At 60.3% G+C, this 17,165-nt stretch carries 19 protein-coding genes; 4 read left to right on the top strand and 15 right to left on the bottom strand.

The window, feature by feature from the left end:
• Positions 1-11 precede the first annotated feature (11 nt).
• On the top strand, positions 12-1,670 hold the full coding sequence (locus U5L73_RS13630; protein ID WP_322562852.1) for a hypothetical protein: 1,659 nt from the start codon (positions 12-14) through the stop codon (positions 1,668-1,670).
• Between the two features lie 206 nt (positions 1,671-1,876).
• Positions 1,877-2,491, top strand: a complete 615-nt coding sequence (locus U5L73_RS13625) for an FMN-binding negative transcriptional regulator (RefSeq protein WP_322562851.1) — start codon at positions 1,877-1,879, stop codon at positions 2,489-2,491.
• Between the two features lie 19 nt (positions 2,492-2,510).
• Here U5L73_RS13625 and U5L73_RS13620 read toward each other — a convergent pair whose 3' ends face one another.
• Complete coding sequence (locus U5L73_RS13620; protein WP_322562850.1) at positions 2,511-4,451, bottom strand: AAA domain-containing protein; 1,941 nt, start codon at positions 4,449-4,451, stop codon at positions 2,511-2,513.
• A gap of 194 nt (positions 4,452-4,645) precedes the next feature.
• On the opposite strand from U5L73_RS13620, the gene U5L73_RS13615 reads away from it, so the two are divergent.
• Complete coding sequence (locus U5L73_RS13615) at positions 4,646-5,302, top strand: SUMF1/EgtB/PvdO family nonheme iron enzyme (protein ID WP_322562849.1); 657 nt, start codon at positions 4,646-4,648, stop codon at positions 5,300-5,302.
• Positions 5,303-5,513: 211 nt separating this feature from the next.
• Here U5L73_RS13615 and U5L73_RS17315 read toward each other — a convergent pair whose 3' ends face one another.
• The 3 genes from U5L73_RS17315 to U5L73_RS13605 all read right to left on the bottom strand — a co-directional run bounded on the left by U5L73_RS17315 (position 5,514) and on the right by U5L73_RS13605 (position 6,295).
• A complete protein-coding gene (locus U5L73_RS17315) occupies positions 5,514-5,801 on the bottom strand; it encodes an aldo/keto reductase (protein WP_416221314.1) in 288 nt (95 codons plus the stop codon).
• An 82-nt stretch (positions 5,802-5,883) separates the two neighbouring features.
• Positions 5,884-6,114 (bottom strand): hypothetical protein, encoded by a 231-nt coding sequence (locus U5L73_RS13610; RefSeq protein ID WP_322562848.1) that lies wholly within the window; start codon positions 6,112-6,114, stop codon positions 5,884-5,886.
• A 10-nt stretch (positions 6,115-6,124) separates the two neighbouring features.
• Positions 6,125-6,295 carry a hypothetical protein gene (locus tag U5L73_RS13605; RefSeq protein ID WP_322562847.1) on the bottom strand — a complete coding sequence of 57 codons (171 nt, stop codon included), beginning with the start codon at positions 6,293-6,295 and terminating at the stop codon, positions 6,125-6,127.
• A 240-nt stretch (positions 6,296-6,535) separates the two neighbouring features.
• On the opposite strand from U5L73_RS13605, the gene U5L73_RS13600 reads away from it, so the two are divergent.
• Positions 6,536-7,831, top strand: a complete 1,296-nt coding sequence (locus U5L73_RS13600) for an acetyl-CoA hydrolase/transferase family protein (RefSeq protein ID WP_322562846.1) — start codon at positions 6,536-6,538, stop codon at positions 7,829-7,831.
• Positions 7,832-7,852: 21 nt separating this feature from the next.
• Here the strand turns inward: U5L73_RS13600 and U5L73_RS13595 are convergent, their stop codons facing one another.
• The 11 genes from U5L73_RS13595 to U5L73_RS13545 all read right to left on the bottom strand — a co-directional run bounded on the left by U5L73_RS13595 (position 7,853) and on the right by U5L73_RS13545 (position 17,160).
• Complete coding sequence (locus U5L73_RS13595) at positions 7,853-8,893, bottom strand: zinc-dependent alcohol dehydrogenase family protein (RefSeq protein WP_322562845.1); 1,041 nt, start codon at positions 8,891-8,893, stop codon at positions 7,853-7,855.
• A gap of 855 nt (positions 8,894-9,748) precedes the next feature.
• Positions 9,749-10,450 (bottom strand): heme-binding protein, encoded by a 702-nt coding sequence (locus U5L73_RS13590; protein WP_322562844.1) that lies wholly within the window; start codon positions 10,448-10,450, stop codon positions 9,749-9,751.
• A gap of 244 nt (positions 10,451-10,694) precedes the next feature.
• Positions 10,695-11,951 (bottom strand): L,D-transpeptidase, encoded by a 1,257-nt coding sequence (locus tag U5L73_RS13585; RefSeq protein WP_322562843.1) that lies wholly within the window; start codon positions 11,949-11,951, stop codon positions 10,695-10,697.
• A 34-nt stretch (positions 11,952-11,985) separates the two neighbouring features.
• Positions 11,986-13,290, bottom strand: a complete 1,305-nt coding sequence (locus U5L73_RS13580) for a M23 family metallopeptidase (RefSeq protein WP_322562842.1) — start codon at positions 13,288-13,290, stop codon at positions 11,986-11,988.
• 65 nt (positions 13,291-13,355) lie between these two features.
• Positions 13,356-13,991 carry an SCO family protein gene (locus U5L73_RS13575; RefSeq protein WP_322562841.1) on the bottom strand — a complete coding sequence of 212 codons (636 nt, stop codon included), beginning with the start codon at positions 13,989-13,991 and terminating at the stop codon, positions 13,356-13,358.
• A gap of 1 nt (position 13,992) precedes the next feature.
• Positions 13,993-14,694: a DsbA family protein gene (locus tag U5L73_RS13570; RefSeq protein ID WP_322562840.1), complete on the bottom strand. Its 702-nt coding sequence runs from the start codon at positions 14,692-14,694 to the stop codon at positions 13,993-13,995.
• Positions 14,691-15,107, bottom strand: a complete 417-nt coding sequence (locus tag U5L73_RS13565) for a disulfide bond formation protein B (RefSeq protein WP_322562839.1) — start codon at positions 15,105-15,107, stop codon at positions 14,691-14,693. The genes U5L73_RS13570 and U5L73_RS13565 overlap by 4 nt, the downstream gene beginning before the upstream one ends.
• Positions 15,104-15,610, bottom strand: a complete 507-nt coding sequence (lspA, locus tag U5L73_RS13560; protein WP_322562838.1) for a signal peptidase II — start codon at positions 15,608-15,610, stop codon at positions 15,104-15,106. The genes U5L73_RS13565 and lspA overlap by 4 nt, the downstream gene beginning before the upstream one ends.
• Before the next feature lie 103 nt (positions 15,611-15,713).
• A complete protein-coding gene (locus tag U5L73_RS13555) occupies positions 15,714-16,052 on the bottom strand; it encodes a hypothetical protein (RefSeq protein WP_322562837.1) in 339 nt (112 codons plus the stop codon).
• A 66-nt stretch (positions 16,053-16,118) separates the two neighbouring features.
• Complete coding sequence (locus U5L73_RS13550) at positions 16,119-16,511, bottom strand: DUF3703 domain-containing protein (RefSeq protein WP_322562836.1); 393 nt, start codon at positions 16,509-16,511, stop codon at positions 16,119-16,121.
• Entirely contained in the window at positions 16,495-17,160 is a 666-nt protein-coding gene (locus U5L73_RS13545; RefSeq protein WP_322562835.1) for a cation transporter, read from the bottom strand. The genes U5L73_RS13550 and U5L73_RS13545 overlap by 17 nt, the downstream gene beginning before the upstream one ends.
• Positions 17,161-17,165 lie beyond the last annotated feature (5 nt).

Below are 17,165 nucleotides of genomic sequence, written 5' to 3'. Positions count from 1 at the left end.
TACTGATTTCCATGCACACGCCTGAAGCCCCGCACTGCGTTCGTCACTTTGGTCAGATCTTGTTGTGGCCTTTGCGGCTGATGCCGGTGCGAGGGGGCGAAGGCCGGCACGCCAAACCGTGGGAAATCTTGTCCGCCTTGGGCGACGCCAGTCCGTGGCGCGAGGTGGTGGACGAGTACACCGGCGATGCCTGCAACTTTCACGAGCGGCACTACAACGAGTTCGTGACCTTTTTGCCCTATGTGCAGCGCTTCCTGTATGGCGAGGGTCATGCAAAAGGTGGTGGGCAAGTGCACGGCTCGCCCATGCGGGTATTCCGCCGGCACGACGTGAATGCGGTGCGGGTGGTGTTGCGGCCGGGGGGCAAGTCCATCACCCTGAGTGTGGTGCACGTCGATCTGTATTTCTTTCTGGATCTGGACCTGGTGCTGCTCAATGTGGAGGTGGCGGGCGACAACCTGACGCTCATCCACGCGCAGGAACTGCTTTACCGCTTTGGCCGCGGCTACCCCTCGGGCTGGGATACGCAGGGGCAGGCGCAGCATTGCTTGCATCAGGCCGAGTGGCTGGGTGCGCACGGGCAGGTACTGGCGCAGTCGGATGCGGGCCAGCCTGATTTGTTCATGTCGCATGTAGCCCGCCACCGCGCGCCCCGCATTGCCGCCCACTGGGATTGGTTGCTGCAACCCTTGGTGAGCGACCACTCAGACCAGGTGGGTGCACTGCGCTACCGGCAGATCGAGTACTACCGCATGCCCCTGCTGGGCTATCTGGCGGTGGACGACCCGCAGACGCTAAGCCGCAGCGATTTTGTGCGCCTGGGTTTGGTCACCGGTGCGGGCAGTGCGGATGGCGAAGCCGCGCTGCCTTTTGCGGACGACCACTTGCAGGACTTTGAAGAGCGCTATTGCTACGACCGGTTTTGGGCTGCCGGTGGCGCCGCACCCCACACCCGCTACCTCTGCACTGGCCACTCGCTGGTCGTGGTGGGTGATGCCCAAAGCGAGTTCTTCGGTTGCCGGGACCGGGGTGTGCTGGCGCAATTCAGGCACCAGCATTTTTTGCTGTTTTTGATTGCGCACTTTCAGAAAGCGGCGCTCCTGATGTTTTCAGACCGGCTGGCTGAGACGCTGCGCAACCTCAACATCAGCGACCCCGGCAGCGTGCGCACCTTCAAGCGCAGCATTCGCAGCACCTTTGCCAGCTTTTTGCGCTTTACTCACCGCTACTGGTTTCATGAAATCTCGGAGCAGGCGCAGACCCGTGCTCTGTTTGCCAAGTGCGCGCAGCACCTCGGGCTGGACCCGCTGTACTCGGAAGTCAAAGAGCGCATTGCGGACATGAACAACTACCTCGAGGCCGACAGCCTGCGTCGCCAAGCCAACACGGTGGTGCGCCTGACCGTGGTCACTATCCTCGGCCTGATAGGCACCATCACCACCGGCTTTCTGGGCATGAACTTGTTGGCCGAGGCGGACGCCCCTGTGTCCCGCAAGGTGTTGGTGTTTGCGGTGGTGTTTGTGGTCACCATCGCGCTCACGGTGTACACCATGGCCAAGTCCAAGCGCTTGTCGGATTTTCTGGATGTGTTGTCCGAGGAGCGGGTAGGCCCTTGGGCCAAGCTGAAGGCCTTTGCCGCCATCTGGTCGCGTGACCGCGACCGGGATTGAGCACGGCTAACAGCGCAATTTGCTATTAAAAGAGTAGCTGCTTGCGCTTATTAAAAGGGCGCTAGAGGCCTTTTTGATACTTAAAGTCTCAAGCGTGGCTTCACTGCAACTGGCTAGTTGGCCAATTGGTTACCGGGTGCTGCGTTAGTCTTTTTCGTCTGTTACCGAGATTTGGATGCCACTTTTTTGAGAGTCGAGTTCACACCATGTACATCCCCGATCACTTTTCCATCAAAAGCGCTGACGTCATGCACAAGATCATCCAGGCGCACCCTCTCGGGGTCCTGGTCACCATGACGCCTGAGGGGCTGGATGCGAACCACATTCCGTTTGAACTCCATGCCGAGCGCGGTGTGCTCACCGCCCATGTGGCGCGCGCCAACCCTGTGTGGCAGCAATGCAAAGACGGTGCTGACGTGCTGGTGATTTTTCGTGCGGACGAGGGTTATGTTTCGCCCAACTGGTACCCCAGCAAACACGAGACACACCGTTTAGTGCCCACCTGGAACTATGAGGTGGTGCATGTGCACGGGCGACTAGCCGTGCAGGACCAAGAGAAATTTGTACGCGGCGTGGTGGGCCGGCTGACACGCACCCACGAGGCCACAGAGCCCAAGCCTTGGAAGATGGGGGACTCCGCACCCGAGTTCATCGACGGAATGCTCAAAGCGATTGTGGGCATCGAGATCACCATCACCCGCATGGAGGGCAAAGCCAAGCTGAGCCAAAACCGCGAGGATCGCGACCGGCTCCACGCGGCAGAAGAATTGGTCCGCCAGGGGCACGCGGAATTGGCGCAGGCCATGCGCTCAGCCAAGTAATTCCAGCGCTTGCGCCCAGCTAGTCCACGATTTCCCAAGCTGTGCGATAGCCACCAATACGCTTCACGTAGGTCAGCAGCTCCTTGAAAAAAGGATGGCGACTCAGCGTTGACGAGTCTCCCACCAAGAGCAGCTTGCGGCGAGCGCGGGTCATGCCCACGTTCATGCGGCGAATGTCAGCCAGGAAGCCAATCTCGCCGTGGTGGTTGCTGCGCGTGAGTGAGATGGCAATGATGTCGCGCTCTTGGCCCTGAAACGAGTCAACCGTGCCCACGCTCAAGATGCGGTGCTGCAACAAGCCGCTAAGCGCCTCGCTCTCCTCGATGGCGTCTTTCAAATAGTTGATTTGTGCACGGTAGGGCGCAATCACGCCGATTGAAAGATGTGTTGTCTCATCGCCGGCCGGGTTGTGCGGCGCTAGTAACTGGGTGAGCCGCTTGAGCAACACATCGGCCTCTTCCGGGTTGGCGGTAGAGCGACTTTCAGGAATGGTCAGCTCAGAGAAGCCGAAGCCGGCTGTGTCGAGAAACTCCACAGGCTGGTCGGGCGCGAAACTCATGTCGAATGCACTTAGGTCGGCGTGGCGCACGCTGGAGTGCGCCACCAGCTTGCCGTCGTAGAAATGCTCGGAGCTGAACCCCATGATGTGCTCATGCATGCGGTACTGCACCGTGAGCATGCGCGCTGAGGCCGGGTGGCGTTTGATGCACTTTTCAAACAGCGTTTCACGCAGCCCTTCGCGGGCGGCTTTTTCGCTTTTGACGGTGGGCGGCAGCTGGTGGTGGTCGCCCGCCAGAATCACCCGCTCGCCCTTGGCGATCGGTATCCAGCACCCGGGCTCCAGGGCTTGCGCGGCTTCGTCGATGAAGACCGTATCGAACATAAGGTGCCGGATGTTGCGGTTTGCCGCACCCACCAGCGTGCAGGTGATGACCTGCACCGAGTCGACCACGTCTTCGGTGATAAAGCGCTCCAGATCGTCTGCCGCTTGAAACAGCGCGCGCGCCTCGTCTTTCAGCAGGCGGCGTTGCTGCCGCTCCTCAAAGCCAAAGTCGCGAACGTACTCACTGGCGGTTTCGCGGTATTGGTTCGCGGTTTGCCGCATCGCGTGCATCTTGCTGTAGCTCGGGTGGGCTATGACACGCGCATCCAGCGTGTGTTGCAGCAGCAGCTCTGACACGCGGCTAGGGTTACCCAAGCGGACGACCTTCACCCCGCGCTCAGCCAGCTTTTCGGTGAGCAGGTCTACCGCCGTGTTCGAGGGGGCGCACACCAACACCCGCCGCTCGCGCCGGGTGGTCTCCAAAATGGCTTGCACCAGCGTGGTGGTTTTGCCGGTGCCTGGTGGGCCGTGAATGATGGCTACATCTTGCGCCGCAACAACATGGCGCACCGCCGCTAGCTGCGACTCGTTCAGCGGGTTGGGGTAGAGCAGGTCGTCGGTCTTGGGCTCCCGAAAGCGTGGCTGCGGCGCGCCCAGCAGTACATCGCGTAGCTCGGCCAGCCGGTCGCCACGGGCGCGCATCACCTCAGCCAAAGCGCGCTCCATCTCGCGGTAACTCACCTCGTCAAAGGTCAGGTCAATGCCCAGCTTGCTGCCATTGAGCACCCAGTCGGGTAGGTCGGACTTGTTGGTGGTGAGTTGCAGCTTATTACGCCGCACGCCGGTGACCACGCCAAGCAGCGTGGGCTGGTCGGCTACCGAGTGGCCCGGCAGGTTGGCAAACAGCGATGCATTGCTTCCTGTTTGAAACAAATGCAGGCCCTGCTGGCTAGGCGCGCGCTCCAGCTCCAGCACCACTTTGCCGCCGAAGCCTATGTCTTCGCTCGCAACAGTGATGGGGTACCAGGTGAGGCCACGCTTTTGACGTTCCTGGATGCTGCCCTTTGCGCTTTTGAGCTTGAATTGCGCCAGGTCTTCTTTTTGCTCCAGTTGCATGAGGGCTTGTACGCGGAGCAACTCTTGCTCCACCGTGCCACGGTCGGTAGAAGGAGGGGCGGAGTCAACCGATGCAGTAGATATTTGAAAGCTCCGAATGGTGAGAGGGCACGGCACGTCGCCGTGACGGCCGGGAGGCGCAAGAATATCAGCCCTTGCTTATCGCCGATGGCGGAGGGGAACACAGGTGATTGGACTGGCGTCAGAATCGCCCCATGAAAAACTTATGGGTGCTCACACTGTTTTGGATATTTGCCAGTTCCGCGGCGAAGGCCGCAAACGATGACATGCAGACGATCAGAGGGTTTGCCATTGACCGCACTGAAGTAAGCATCGCGCAGTTTGCGCGCTATGTTGAAGCCACCGGGCTTGTGACCAGTGCTGAAAAAGCAGGGGGCGGCAGCACCTATGAGGGGGGGTGGGTGCAACGCAAAGGGTGGACTTGGCGCACTCCGTTCGGTCTCCCGGCAAACAACAGAGAGCCCGCAGTGCACATCACGTTCCATGAGGCCAAAGCATTTTGCCAATGGGCAGGTAAGCGGCTTCCCAATGACGCCGAATGGATGGAGGCAGCTTACATTGAACGACGGGCTGCACCAACCGCTGGTTTTGTGAAAGACATGCGCTACCCGTATCCGACCGGAATCAGCCCTGAAGGTGCCCACTGTCTGGGAGATTGCGGCACCGCAAACACGCTTGCAGCTTATGCAGGGGGTTTGGTCACCTCCAGAGGCGGTGGCCATGTGTTGACCGGAACCACGCGGGCAGGCGTCAATGGCTTGTGGGACATGGGCGGCAACGCTTGGGAGTGGACCGATGACGGCAAGTCCGCTGCCGCGAATACCGATCGCCCGACGCGCGGCGGCTCCTAGTGGTACGGAGCGGCCCAGATGCATCGCGATCATCTACAAACGAAACCGGCCTCTACGGCGGTTGTCTACATCGGCTTCAGGTGTGCAAAAAGTTTGCCGTAATACCGTTTGAACCCGGGTCATAACCCAACGTGGGTGGTCGTCTTGCGACCTTCAGCGGCTGTCGCCCCCCAGCGGAGCTGCTCCTGCTCCCCCGCAGGGTTTTTCTGCATCAGCGCCAAGGCGTCACATGACTCCCGCCGGATACGGCAAATTGGCGCACTTCCGAAGTAAACAGGGTGTAGAGCATTCGTGGATCTGGCGCGCTCACCGCGTCAAGAGCCGCTCTGTGTTCCGCTGAAATAACTAGATCTAGCGATGCGATGTTCTCCGCCACTTGTGCAACTCGACTCACTCCCATGAGTGTTGACGAAACACCGGGTCGCTGCGTAACCCAAGCCAATGCCAAACGGGCCGGCGTTTCACCAGCCTCTTGGGCGACTCGCTTGAGGACGTCCACAATCTTTCAGTTCCGCTCGGTAAACAGCGTGTCATCAAAGGGGTTTGCGCCATCCAACCGCGTGTCGTCCAAAGGGCGCTGATTACGTCAAGTTCAAGTCCATACCAAGCCACTTGGCAAAGGTGAACGTGGCGAACACAAAACCGACGGCCACTAGCACGAACACGACGATGAGCGCCGCACTCGTGCGGACCACCACGCGCATCTCCTTCTTCGATCCGCCCTGGCCGTAATGCCATTTGATGGCAAAGAACATGGCCGTGCCGAACACCAGCACCTTGAACGCAAGAAAGACAATGGGTACCCAATCCATAGGCGTGGGGTCAGGCCTTGGGTGGTTCCGCTTTTTTGGGAGCTGGTGTTGCCGGTTTCCTGAGCCGGAAAAGGGCTGCCGCAGCTTCTTTGTTGCGGGCTCGCTCGCCCATGATGCGGTCGAGTTCCTCCTTGCTTCCTTTTCGCTTCATGTTGGGATCTTTACCAAATACGCCGGCCATAGTGTTGTTTCCTTTGGTCCAGTCTAACTGAGGGGCTCTGGTGTTTCTGCGTCAGCGCACGGGCCGACCCGCTGTTTCTCTTGATTGCTATCAAATAAATAGCTGGCTGCGCAGGTTTTATAGGGGCTAGCGGTCAATTTGGCTTGTCATTGGTGTGAATGAGGCTGAGGCAAGCACTGCGTCAGTTACAGGGCGAAGAATGGGCTGATTCAACACCTTTACCCCTTCAGGCAGGCCCCCATGACGTACCAGCAGTCTTACGAACACAAGCGCACCTCCGCAGACCAAGCCATCCGGCTGGTGCGTGATGGCGACACCATCATCGTCCCCACCGGTGTGGGCGAGCCACCCAGTTTGCTGACCGCGCTGTCGGAGCAGCGGCGCAGCTTTCGTGATGTGAAGGTCTGCCAGATTTTGGCCATGCGCAAGTACGGTTACATCGACCCCACCACCACCGAGCATGTGCGCCACGTCGCCTTTTTCTTATGCGGGGCCACACGGGCCGGCGGGCGAGAGGGCTGGATCGGCTTCATTCCCAACTACTTCTCCGAGATTCCGGCGCAGATTGAGCGGGGGCAGATGGCGGCAGATGTGGTGTTTGCGATGGCGTCGCCCATGGACGAGCACGGCTTCTTTGCGCTGAGCCTGGGCGCGGACTACACCATGGCGGCGGTTAAAAAAGCCCGCGCCGTGGTACTGGAGGTCAACCCCAACGTGCCCTTTGCTTTTGGCAACTGCCATGTGCACATCTCGCAGGTGGCGGCGCTGGTGGAGAGCGATGCGCCGGTACTCGAAGTGGGCCTGCCCAAAATCGGGCCGGTGCAGCAGGCCATTGGTAAGTATGTGGCCGATTTGATTGACGATGGCTCCACCCTGCAGATCGGCTATGGCGGCATTCCCGATGCGGTGGTGATGCAGCTTACCGGCAAAAAAGACCTGGGTATCCACACCGAGATGATTGGCGACGGCATCATGACGCTGGTGGAGGCCGGCGCCGTAACCAACCGGCGCAAGAACTTCATGCCCGGAAAAATGGTGGCCACCTTCGGCTTGGGCTCGGCCAAGCTCTACCGCTTCATGCACCGCAACCCGGGGCTGGAGATGCACCCGGTCGAGTTCACCAACGACCCGGCCATTGCCGGCCTGAACGACAACCTGGTCGCTATCAACGCCACCTTGCAGATCGACTTTTTGGGCCAGTGCGGCTCGGAGAGCTTGGGACCTGCGCCGTATTCCGGCACCGGCGGGCAGGCCGACTTTGTGCGCGCAGCCAACCGCTCCAAGGGTGGCAAGGCCTTCATCGTGCTGCCGTCCACCGCCAAGGACGACACTATCTCCCGCATCGTGCCTTCGCTGTCTCCGTGCACCCATGTCACCACCAGCAAGAACGACATCAACTACGTGGTCACCGAATACGGCGTAGCCCAGCTGCGCGGCAAGTCCATGAAGCAACGCACGCAAGCGCTCATCAACATTGCGCACCCCAAATTCCGCGATGAGCTGACCTCACAGGCCAAGCAACTCAAGATTTTGTAAGCCCCTAACCGGCGAGGCGCTTCAGAACTCGGTGATCACCGTCACGCCGGCCACCTCGAACTTGTCCATGTTCATCAGCGCGGCTATGGACTGTTGCAGGTTGATCTCTTTGCCCACCAGTTTTTCAGGCGCCAGCTTGCCGGTGCGCACCATGTCGAGCATGGCCCCATAGCGGTGGGCCTGCATGCCGTGGCTGCCCAAAATCTCCAGCTCGTGGGCGATGACCTTGGCCATGGGAATGGCCGGTGTGCTGTTCTCGGCCAGCATCAGCCCCACCTGAATGTGCTTGCCACGCCGGCGCAGGTTGCTGATGGAGTTGAAGCAGGTGGTGGGGTGGCCCAGCGCGTCCAGCGACACATGCGCGCCGCCTTGGGTGATCTCCATCACCGCTTCCACCACGTTGGCCACCTGGGTGGCGTTGACCGTGGCCACAGCACCCATGGCACGGGCCATGGCGAGCTTGTCTTCTGCGATGTCGATGGCCACCACATTGGCGCCAACCGCGTGGGCAATCATGATGGCCGACAAGCCCACGCCACCACAGCCGTGCACCGCCACCCATTGGCCCGCCGAAGTTTTGCCCTGATCCACCACCGCGCGGAAGGAGGTCACAAAGCGGCAGCCCAGGCTGGCCGCGGTGGCAAAGTCAAGGCTCTCGGTCAGGGCCACGAGGTTCAGGTCTGCCTTGTGGATGGACACGTATTGCGCAAACGAGCCCCAATGCGTGAAGCCAGGCTGAAACTGCTTTTCGCACACCTGCTGGTTGCCCGAGTGGCATTCCGGGCAACTGCCGCAGCCGCCCACAAAAGGCACGGTGACGCGGTCGCCCACCTTCCAGCGGGTCACGTCTTTGCCCACGGCCTCCACCGTGCCCGCCAGCTCGTGGCCGGGCACATGGGGCAGCACGATGTCGGTGTCATGCCCCACCCAGCCATGCCAGTCGCTGCGGCACACGCCCGTGGCCTGCACCTTGACGACCACGCCGTGCGTCTCGGGCGTCGGGTCCGGCACGGTTTGCAGGCGGGGTGGGGCGGAGAAGGCTTCGTAGACAACGGCTTGCATGTGGGGTCCTTGTGGGGGCTTGGGGAGGACTTACATGCTATCAAATGAATAGCTGCTCGCGCATATTTGGTGTGCGCTAGAGGCCAGTTTCATTCATAAATCGTTGGTGGAAGGTAGCTGACTTTCTAGGTGCTTTCTGAGTTGCTGCCTTTTCTCTGCGCAAAGTCGGCCCCACCCCGGCGCGAGATGGTGCGTGCCCAATTGTTGGCGTAGGTCGTGAACTGGTCTTTCTGGAGCGAGTCGATTTCGTAGAGGATGACGCAGGTGATCTTTATGTGGGTGCCATTGCTTGGTCATGCCAAGGAGTCTGTGGGGGAAAGTTTGGGGGCTTTGATCGCTGGCGATGTGTTGGGTCGGAGGCACAAAGTTCTGGACTCGGTGGCGAGTGCAGGGTTCGCCGTTGAATTTATGCAGTGAAACATTTCTGTGTTGTTGAAAGTGTTCACTTTCGACCCAAAGCGGTCTCTAGCGTCACCTCGCCGGATGTCGGCTTTGCAGCGATTGCCATCGGTCGCGGCCAGAAGCTGAGGTCAAAGAGCATGACGTGAAGCTGTCATCGGATCTTCAGGCAGTGGCGGCAGCACCAAAGACCGGTATCGAGGGCGCTACGGTAAGAATGGTGGTGGGCCGCAGGGTGTACCGCCATCTTGCGGTTGAGTGCCAGCCGATCAAATAGGTAAATTCCCTCCGTCGATCCTAAACCGCCATGTGAAATTCCCAAACGCTGGCAGCTTGCCGGTGACACAGCTGCCGTTCAGGCGAAACTGATATTGGCCCAAGTGATCACTCAGTGCAGATATCAACACATCAGGTCACGGGCGGCAGCAGTTTTTTCTTCAGCGCATAGGGGCAGCTCTACTCCACAGGTATCAAGATTTCACTGCGCCTAATGAGAGGAGGAACAAAAGGCGGGTCGTATCGCGCGAATTGCGGCTGACCAGCGGCTTTGAGTTCTTGCTTGTTCATCCACTCTCGCAACAGGGCTGTTCGCTCCGCAATAACGGCTTCGGTGCTGAATCTGGAGAAGCGGATAGAAGCAACTTTTTGAGCAGGGACTTCTCTTAGCGTGACGCGCGGATCAGCCGACTTGGGCAAGGTCTGTATCGTGTACTGAGACGGCATCACAAAATGGAGCCTGTAGCTCGACGTTGCTGTGGGCTCCATCGTCACAGGCAATGTCATGGAGATTTTTTCTGCCGTTTTTTCCATCGTCACGGGTAGTGTCATTGACACCTTCTCAGAATCTCGATTCGACTGGTTGGCAGGATCGTTCGCCCCTTGACGGAATATGTATTCCTTGACCAAGCGCGAACCTTCCTTGCCTGCAGCAGTGATGTCGCCTTGGACAATGACCTCAGCAACGATCATGGGCTTGTAGTCGCGGAGTTCAAAGTTGCCGTCCTTTTTGATGACCAGAAATTTGGGCTCTTCAAGATCGTAACGCTGGGCTGAGGCGTTTGCGGCTAAAAACAGTGCTCCTGTGGCCATCAGGACGCCTGTAAAAGCGGTACGAAAACAGACATAGGACTTCAAGGCATTTAATCTAACTTTGCGCATAGCTGTATCCATTCCTTAACAGGATGTTGAAACAAAAAAGCATTGACCCAGCACCTAACTCGCAGCACTCCGCAGACCATATGTTAATAGCCTGCATAACCAATTGCCGCATGTCTACCAATATGGCATTGGTGAAGAACCAATATGAAAACCCCCTGCAGTGCAGTTCGTCGGGGTCCAGTTAGTTTGACCCAAGACGAGCCCTTTCTCAGCAATGATCAACTGCAAATCGGATCAGCACCCATCAAACTGCCCCATCGAAAAACAGACGCCAGCGCCCCTGCTCCTGCACCCAGTACTGGCGGCGTTCGGTACTGCGTGCTGGCTTCGAAGCGTCAGCGGTGTAGTTGACGATGGCGACCTCTGACTGGCGCTTCCAGCGAAACACTGAGACATCGCGCCATTTGGATGCTAGACCCGGATCGCGAACGGAATGCGAACTCTCCGGTCCTGTGGACACCCTGCGAAGTGGACTGCTGTCGCGCGCGTTGTAGTCGGCGGTCTGCAGTGCCTGCAACACGCCGCTGTCACCTCGTGCTCGGGCTTGCTTCCATTGGTTGAGAAGGGTTTCGAAGCTGCGGCGCTGAGCGGTCTGGTCGACCGGGCGAACCCAGTTCACTTCGTCTGCAATCACCACCGGCGTGCGACGCGTCTGCAGAACCTCCATGAGGTAGGCCATGTCGTCGTTGGCGAAGGCAACACAGCCCTCCGTCGCGTAGGGACTGCGCGAATAGGTGGCGCGGGGCACGCCGTGCAGCCAGATGCCGCTGCCGGTGCGGCCTTGGCGACGGTCGTGCTCGTTGGGGTAGTTCAGCGGTAGCGCGCCGATGCCGTAAAGCTCCTCGAGCTGTTTGTCGTCCAGACGGCTGGTGATGAAGTACATCCCCAGCGGGGTGCGCAGGTCGCCCTCGATCCGCTTGTCGAATCCCGCCTGACCGATGGAGGCGTAAAAGCTGCGTATCAGCTGCAGGCCGTTTGCTTGATGCTCGAAGACATAGACCCTCGAATGGCTGGCGTCCACGACAACAACATGCCGCACATTGCGCGACAGTTGCAAGACCTGTTCAGGCACCAGACCGGCCGGTGGCATTTCCTTGAACGATGCCAGTCGGCGTTCGGCTTCCGAGCGCAGTTTCTGCAGTTGCTCACGCACGGCGGGTGGACCGTCCGTCACGTTGGAAAAACGGTGAGCAGCACCGCTCCTGACCAGAAGGAGGTCCGCATAGACGAGCTGCCCCAGCTGAAAACCGGGCACATCCCGCACCAGCGCTGCCGCCAATGACAAAGCCTGTTTGTCCCCGGCGGCAGTGGCGCGGTAGATCTCGATCAACCGCGCCTCGGGCGACGAGCGCAAGCTGCCCGCCAGCAAGGCGCCATTGGATGATGCGTTGCGGGCTGGTTGGGCAGTGACGGGTGGGGCGGGAATTGCCAGCGACGAAAGGGTCGCCACGCCACGCGCAAGTAGGGTTCGCCGGTTGGTCGTCAAAGAGGAAGCGCTCACAGGTCGGTCAATGGAAGAAATGAGGTCGGTCGGATCACTGCGCGCTGGCCAACGAGACAGTGGAGGCCATGCCCAGCTGTTCGCGCATGGCTTTGACCTCGCTCAGGAAAGACGGCAGTTGGGCCACTGACTGGGTTGTGGACGATGGCGCGCCAACGATCCGGGTCGGGTTGCTGCGCACGCCTTTGACAAGGTGTTCAAAGTGGAGATTCGGCCCTGTCGCTGTGCCCGTGGAGCCGACCGTGCCGATGTTCTGACCTTGCTGCACGCGCTGCCCCGCCCGGACCGCGATACGCTCCATGTGCGCATAGGCGGTGGCGGCGTTGTCGGGGTGCCGGATGACCACGTAGTTGCCATAACCACCCTGCCGGCCAGCAAAGCTGACCACACCGTCCGCGACGCTTCGGACAGGCGTCCCCGCTGGCGCCCCGTAGTCCGTACCCTTGTGCTCCTTCTGCACGCCGAACACCGGGTGAATGCGCGGCCCGTACGAACTGGTAACCCTGGAAAATGCCAAGGGAGACGCCAGAAACACCCGACGCTGACTCTCACCGTCGAGGCTGACAAACTCACCGGCCTTGCCCGTCTCCTGAAACCACATGGCTTGATGGGTCGCCCTGCCGTTTTGAACCTCGGCGCCGAGCAACTGCCCGGTGAACAGGACTTCGCCGTCCAGCTCGAACGCTTCGTAAACCAGGCTGAAACGCGCACCGCGCTTCAAGTCGCGCTGAAAATCGATGTCGCCAGAAAAAGCTTCTACCGTCTGGGCAGCGACGGCATCCGGGAGGCTCGCCTTGTCGGCGGCCGCGTAGAACGATGAGTGAAGCGTGAACGCGCCGAACTGCACCAGGCGCCGAGGCTCGGGCTGTTCGAGCCGGGAACGGTACCCACCGTCCTCAGCCTGGACCATGAGCCGGGTGACACGCTGGTTGTTGGTGTCTACCCAGCGCGCCGTCAAGGTTCGCAGTTGGCCTTCAGGCGTTCTGGTGACGGTGGCGAGCCTGCCGGACCCACCCAACAGCACCTGGCGCGATGCGGCGTCGCTCGCAAGAAAGTCCCGTGCATCTCGATCTTCGACACCCAGTCGTTGGAGCAGCGTCTGCAGGGAGTCGTCGCGTCGGATGAGTTGCGATTGATGAATCAGAAAATCTGCGCTAGCTGACGTCTTAGTGGCGGGTGCAAGCGACGACTCCACCGGTTCCACCACTTGCCTGACTGGCCATTCGGCGGCGTCTGGCAAGGTGGTGGAGACGCCAAAAGCCACGGCGCCGGTGCCCAGCAGCAAGGCGCCCAAGCCCGCCAACACTAGCCGTCTGTGGTCGCGGATGTGTATAAGCACAGTGCGAATCGGGATGATGGGTTTCATGATAGAGCAGTGATTGGGAAAACTTGGGGGACAAGGCCTCAGGATGAGTTCAAAAGGGTCTTGATGTCCGACGCAATCGTGGCGGCTTCGGTTCCGTAAGCTGAGAACAGGCGAACCCGCCCCCCGGTGTCGAAGATGTACTTTCCTGCCGAGTGGTCCATGGTGTAGCTGGTCGGCGTGGACCCGGGGACCTTCTTGTAGTAGATCTTGAAGTCGTCTGCCACGCCCTTGAGTTCATCAGGTTCGGGCCGCAGGGCGATAAAACCCGAGTCGAAGCTGGCCATGTACTCCTTGAGCAAGGTTTGGGAGTCGCGCTCAGGGTCCACCGTAATGAAGATAACCTGCAAGCGCTCTCCCTGGGCACCCAGCAAGCGCTTGACTTCGGCCATGGTGATCATGGCCGTAGGGCAGACATCCGGGCATTGCGTGAAACCGAAGAAGACCGCCACGATCTTGTCCTTAAAGTCCTGCATCGTCCGCAGATTACCGTCCTGATCCTTGAGCCTGAAGTCCTTAGCAAAGGATGCGCCGGTCACATCGGTGCTTTTGAATGCAGGCTTGTCGGGGGAGCACGCCAGCAGCAGCGCAGGCACCGAACAGGTGAGGGCCAGTTGCACAAAACGGCGGCGACCTGTAGGTGCATGGTCCGGGGCAGAAGCAAAACGTGAATTCATGTCATTTCCTCGCTTTGGCCACTTCTTCCGCCACAAGGTCCCGCAACTGCTGGTCTCCAAACGACGGCAGTCCACGGCCATTGACAAAGAAGGTGGGAGTCTTAGTCACTTCCAGCGCGGTCAGGTCTTCAATGTCCTGCTGCAACACCGCAGCAATCTCTGCCCCTTGCGCGTCGCTGTGTGCCTTGGCGATGTCCAGGCCTGCCTCTTTGGCTGCTTGGTACGCCAGCTCGATGTTGGGCTGTGCGTGATCGGCCCATTGCGGCTGGGCGGCCAGAACCATCTCCAGAACCGGCAGGTATTTGTTCTGCCGCTTGGACGCCTCCAGCAACTTGACCACCTTATCGGAGCCCGCATGGAAGGGGGCGTAGCGGATCACCAGGCGCACATCGTTCGGGTACTGCTTCAGGATGTCCTTTACGATGGGGTAGAACGCCCTGCAAGTCTCGCAGGCCGGGTCAAAGAACTCGACGATGGTGACCGGCGCATTGCTCGGACCAAAGACCGGAGAATGGAAGCGCACCAGCCGGTTGTTTGCCTGGCTGGCCTGGCCACCCGATGAATTGCTGAATTGGCTGACCACTTCGCTGACCTTCTCGGCCTGGGAGTTCTGCACGCGCGTTTGGTAGGCGTTCATGCCCAGAACGAAGAACATGAGGACGACGGCAACGAGGGCGATGACAGTGATTTTTTTGGAGTTCATCGGGAGGTCTTTCTGAGGTAAACGAAAAGCAGGAGCGCCAGTGCCATGAAAGCGGCCAGTGACAGCCACGGAATCTGGAGACCGTTGAGGATTTCAAGCTTCTGATCGGCGCAAGAAACCCCCGCGCTGCAAGGTACCCAGGCTTTGGGGATCAGGCCAGCCACCAGCAGGGTGTGATAACCCGCGATGGCCAGTCCGCCCAAGGTCAGCCAAAGCGCATAGATCGCACCGCGGCGGTCATCCAGGTAGGCGGCGATGCCCAGCACGATCGCCAGCGGGAACATGAAGATGCGCTGGTACCAGCACAGGACACAGGGCGTCATGCCCATGACTTCGCCCAGGAACAGCGCGCCCAGAGTGGCGGCTGTCGCCATCAACCAAGCCAGCAGCAACAGGGTCCAAGGGCGGTTCACGGGGGACTCCCGGATGCGGCTTTGGAGGGGCGCAGGGACATCAGAATCCAGGCGGCTGCCGCTAGCACGATGAACACGTCGGCCAGGTTGAACGCCGGCCAGTGCAAGCCTCTCCAGTGCAGGTCGAGAAAGTCGGTGACCGCGCCATTGGCGATCCGGTCGAAGATGTTGCCGCTGCCGCCGCCCACGATCAACGCCCCAGCCAGGCGGTCCAGCGGTTCAGCATTTCGCGTTAGGCAGACGAAGGTGATGGGCACGATCACCAGCACGCCCACGACGATGAGGAACGCCCGTTGCCAGCCGCCTGCATCGGCAAGCAGAGAAAACGCGGCGCCGGTGTTGAGCACATGGACGAGGTTGAACCAAGGCGTCACCTCGACAGCCTGGCCCAAGGGGATGGTGCTAGCGAACCAGGCTTTGCTCAACTGGTCCGCGGCGACGAGAAGGGCCACGGCAACGAGCCAAGTCAGGCGGGGACGGCCCCGCCACGGAAATGCAGACATGAAACTACCCTGAAAAAAAGGACATCGCTAGCCACATGGGCTGGCGCGCTTGACAGGGATCGGGGAAGCGACGAAGGGTGCCGCAAAGAAAACCGAGCCCTGGTCAGAACAGGGCTGGCCACTGCGGCCGTTCGGGCCGCTCGATCAGAAGGACTTCGGTCCAGAGATTCGGTCCTGGCAACAAGCAGGAGGTGTCGTCGGTCGAAAGAAACGGTGCACTGGCCGTCATGGCCATGGCGCCGGTGTGGCAGCTGCCGCAATGCGGATGCTGAGCGTGGGCTTCGCCAGCGGCGGCATCTGTGACGGCCGGTGTAGAGACATCGGTCAGGCTGGTGTGCAGCGGAGCGCAGGCCTCGTGCACGCATGGCACGCCCGACGCTGCGCCCGCCCACTGTAGGGGTAAGCAGAACAGCAACAAGAGGGCTAGCAGGCAGGCGCGCATGGGTAGTTATTGTAGGGTGTCGGTGCGGGTTGGGGCGGCAAGCGACGTCGGTTCACCCGGTGGCCTTCAGGACGTTCGGGGGTTTGGCTGCTGAAACTGGCGAATGGTGGCCATCAGTTCCGGGGTCACCGCCATGGGCTGGAACGCGCTGACGTGGGCACGCCCGTTGTTGCCCAGCGGGAGCCGAGTTAGCAGGTGGCCCAGCGGTACCAACAGCAGCCGCAAGATCTGTCCGCGCCATTCGGCCAGATTTCTCGTTCGCCATGCCAGACCGAGCATGAGCCAGTGCGTGTGCGCATGGGGAAGCAGGCGCGTCTGCCCGAACACGTGCAGGGCTTCAAGCAGATGCCAGGCTTGCAATACATCACGTTGATCAATCCGGTGGTAAGCCTGTACCAGGCGCTCGTAGATATGCGGATCGAATAACAACGGCATCGAGCTCTCAGTGTGCATGGCCATGGTGGTCCGGTTCGTCGGTGTGTGTATCGACGCTGCCCAACTCACCCCGCGCCTGACGTAGCACTTGCCAGCCGCCGTGCAGCGCCAGCGCGGCCATCAGCGCAGCGACCACCAGGTCGGGCCATGCGGTGCTTGTGCCGAAAACCCCCAGCGCGGCAAAGAACACCGCTACGTTTCCGATAGCGTCGTTGCGCGAACACAGCCAGACACTGCGCATATTCGCGTCACCCTCGCGAAACGCGTAGAGCAGCCAAGCCACCGACACATTGGCTATCAGCGCCAGCAGGGCCACCGCGCCCATAGTGGGCGCGTCGGGCACGCGGCCGTTCCAGACCGCCCACATAGTGCTCCCGAGCACGTAGAGACCAAAGCCCATCATGCTGAAAGCTTTGAGCATGGCCGCCCGGGCGCGCCACGCCAGCGCCGACGCGAGCACCGCAAGAGAGACACCATAGTTCAGCGCATCACCCGCGAAGTCGATGGCGTCAGCCAGCAACGACAGCGAGCCCGATGAGAAACCAGCGCCCAGCTCGACCAAAAACATCGCAGCGTTGACTAGCAGGGCCACCCACAACACCCGGCGGTAACGCGCCGGGTTGGTCAATTGGTCATGGGTAGGGTTTTCGTGTTCACAGCAGTGGGCAGACATGGAAA

Origin of the sequence: Rhodoferax sp. (genome assembly GCF_034520025.1) — a bacterium.
GTDB lineage: Bacteria > Pseudomonadota > Gammaproteobacteria > Burkholderiales > Burkholderiaceae_C > Allorhodoferax.
Note: the sequence above shows the minus strand (reverse complement) of the source record. Positions and strands in the feature narration are given on the sequence as shown.

Bases quoted from the DNA above. Each gene is read 5' to 3' on its own strand.
- U5L73_RS13590 (WP_322562844.1), bottom strand. From the start codon at position 10,450: ATGCGCAAAGTTAGATTAAATGCCTTGAAGTCCTATGTCTGTTTTCGT.
- U5L73_RS13605 (WP_322562847.1), bottom strand. From the start codon at position 6,295: ATGGCCGGCGTATTTGGTAAAGATCCCAACATGAAGCGAAAAGGAAGC.
- U5L73_RS13610 (WP_322562848.1), bottom strand. From the start codon at position 6,114: ATGGATTGGGTACCCATTGTCTTTCTTGCGTTCAAGGTGCTGGTGTTC.
- U5L73_RS13545 (WP_322562835.1), bottom strand. From the start codon at position 17,160: ATGTCTGCCCACTGCTGTGAACACGAAAACCCTACCCATGACCAATTG.
- U5L73_RS13615 (WP_322562849.1), top strand. From the start codon at position 4,646: ATGAAAAACTTATGGGTGCTCACACTGTTTTGGATATTTGCCAGTTCC.
- U5L73_RS13555 (WP_322562837.1), bottom strand. From the start codon at position 16,052: ATGCGCGCCTGCCTGCTAGCCCTCTTGTTGCTGTTCTGCTTACCCCTA.
- U5L73_RS13570 (WP_322562840.1), bottom strand. From the start codon at position 14,694: ATGAACTCCAAAAAAATCACTGTCATCGCCCTCGTTGCCGTCGTCCTC.
- U5L73_RS13550 (WP_322562836.1), bottom strand. From the start codon at position 16,511: ATGGCCATGCACACTGAGAGCTCGATGCCGTTGTTATTCGATCCGCAT.
- U5L73_RS13625 (WP_322562851.1), top strand. From the start codon at position 1,877: ATGTACATCCCCGATCACTTTTCCATCAAAAGCGCTGACGTCATGCAC.
- U5L73_RS13595 (WP_322562845.1), bottom strand. From the start codon at position 8,893: ATGCAAGCCGTTGTCTACGAAGCCTTCTCCGCCCCACCCCGCCTGCAA.
- U5L73_RS13630 (WP_322562852.1), top strand. From the start codon at position 12: ATGCACACGCCTGAAGCCCCGCACTGCGTTCGTCACTTTGGTCAGATC.
- lspA (WP_322562838.1), bottom strand. From the start codon at position 15,610: ATGTCTGCATTTCCGTGGCGGGGCCGTCCCCGCCTGACTTGGCTCGTT.
- U5L73_RS13600 (WP_322562846.1), top strand. From the start codon at position 6,536: ATGACGTACCAGCAGTCTTACGAACACAAGCGCACCTCCGCAGACCAA.
- U5L73_RS13575 (WP_322562841.1), bottom strand. From the start codon at position 13,991: ATGAATTCACGTTTTGCTTCTGCCCCGGACCATGCACCTACAGGTCGC.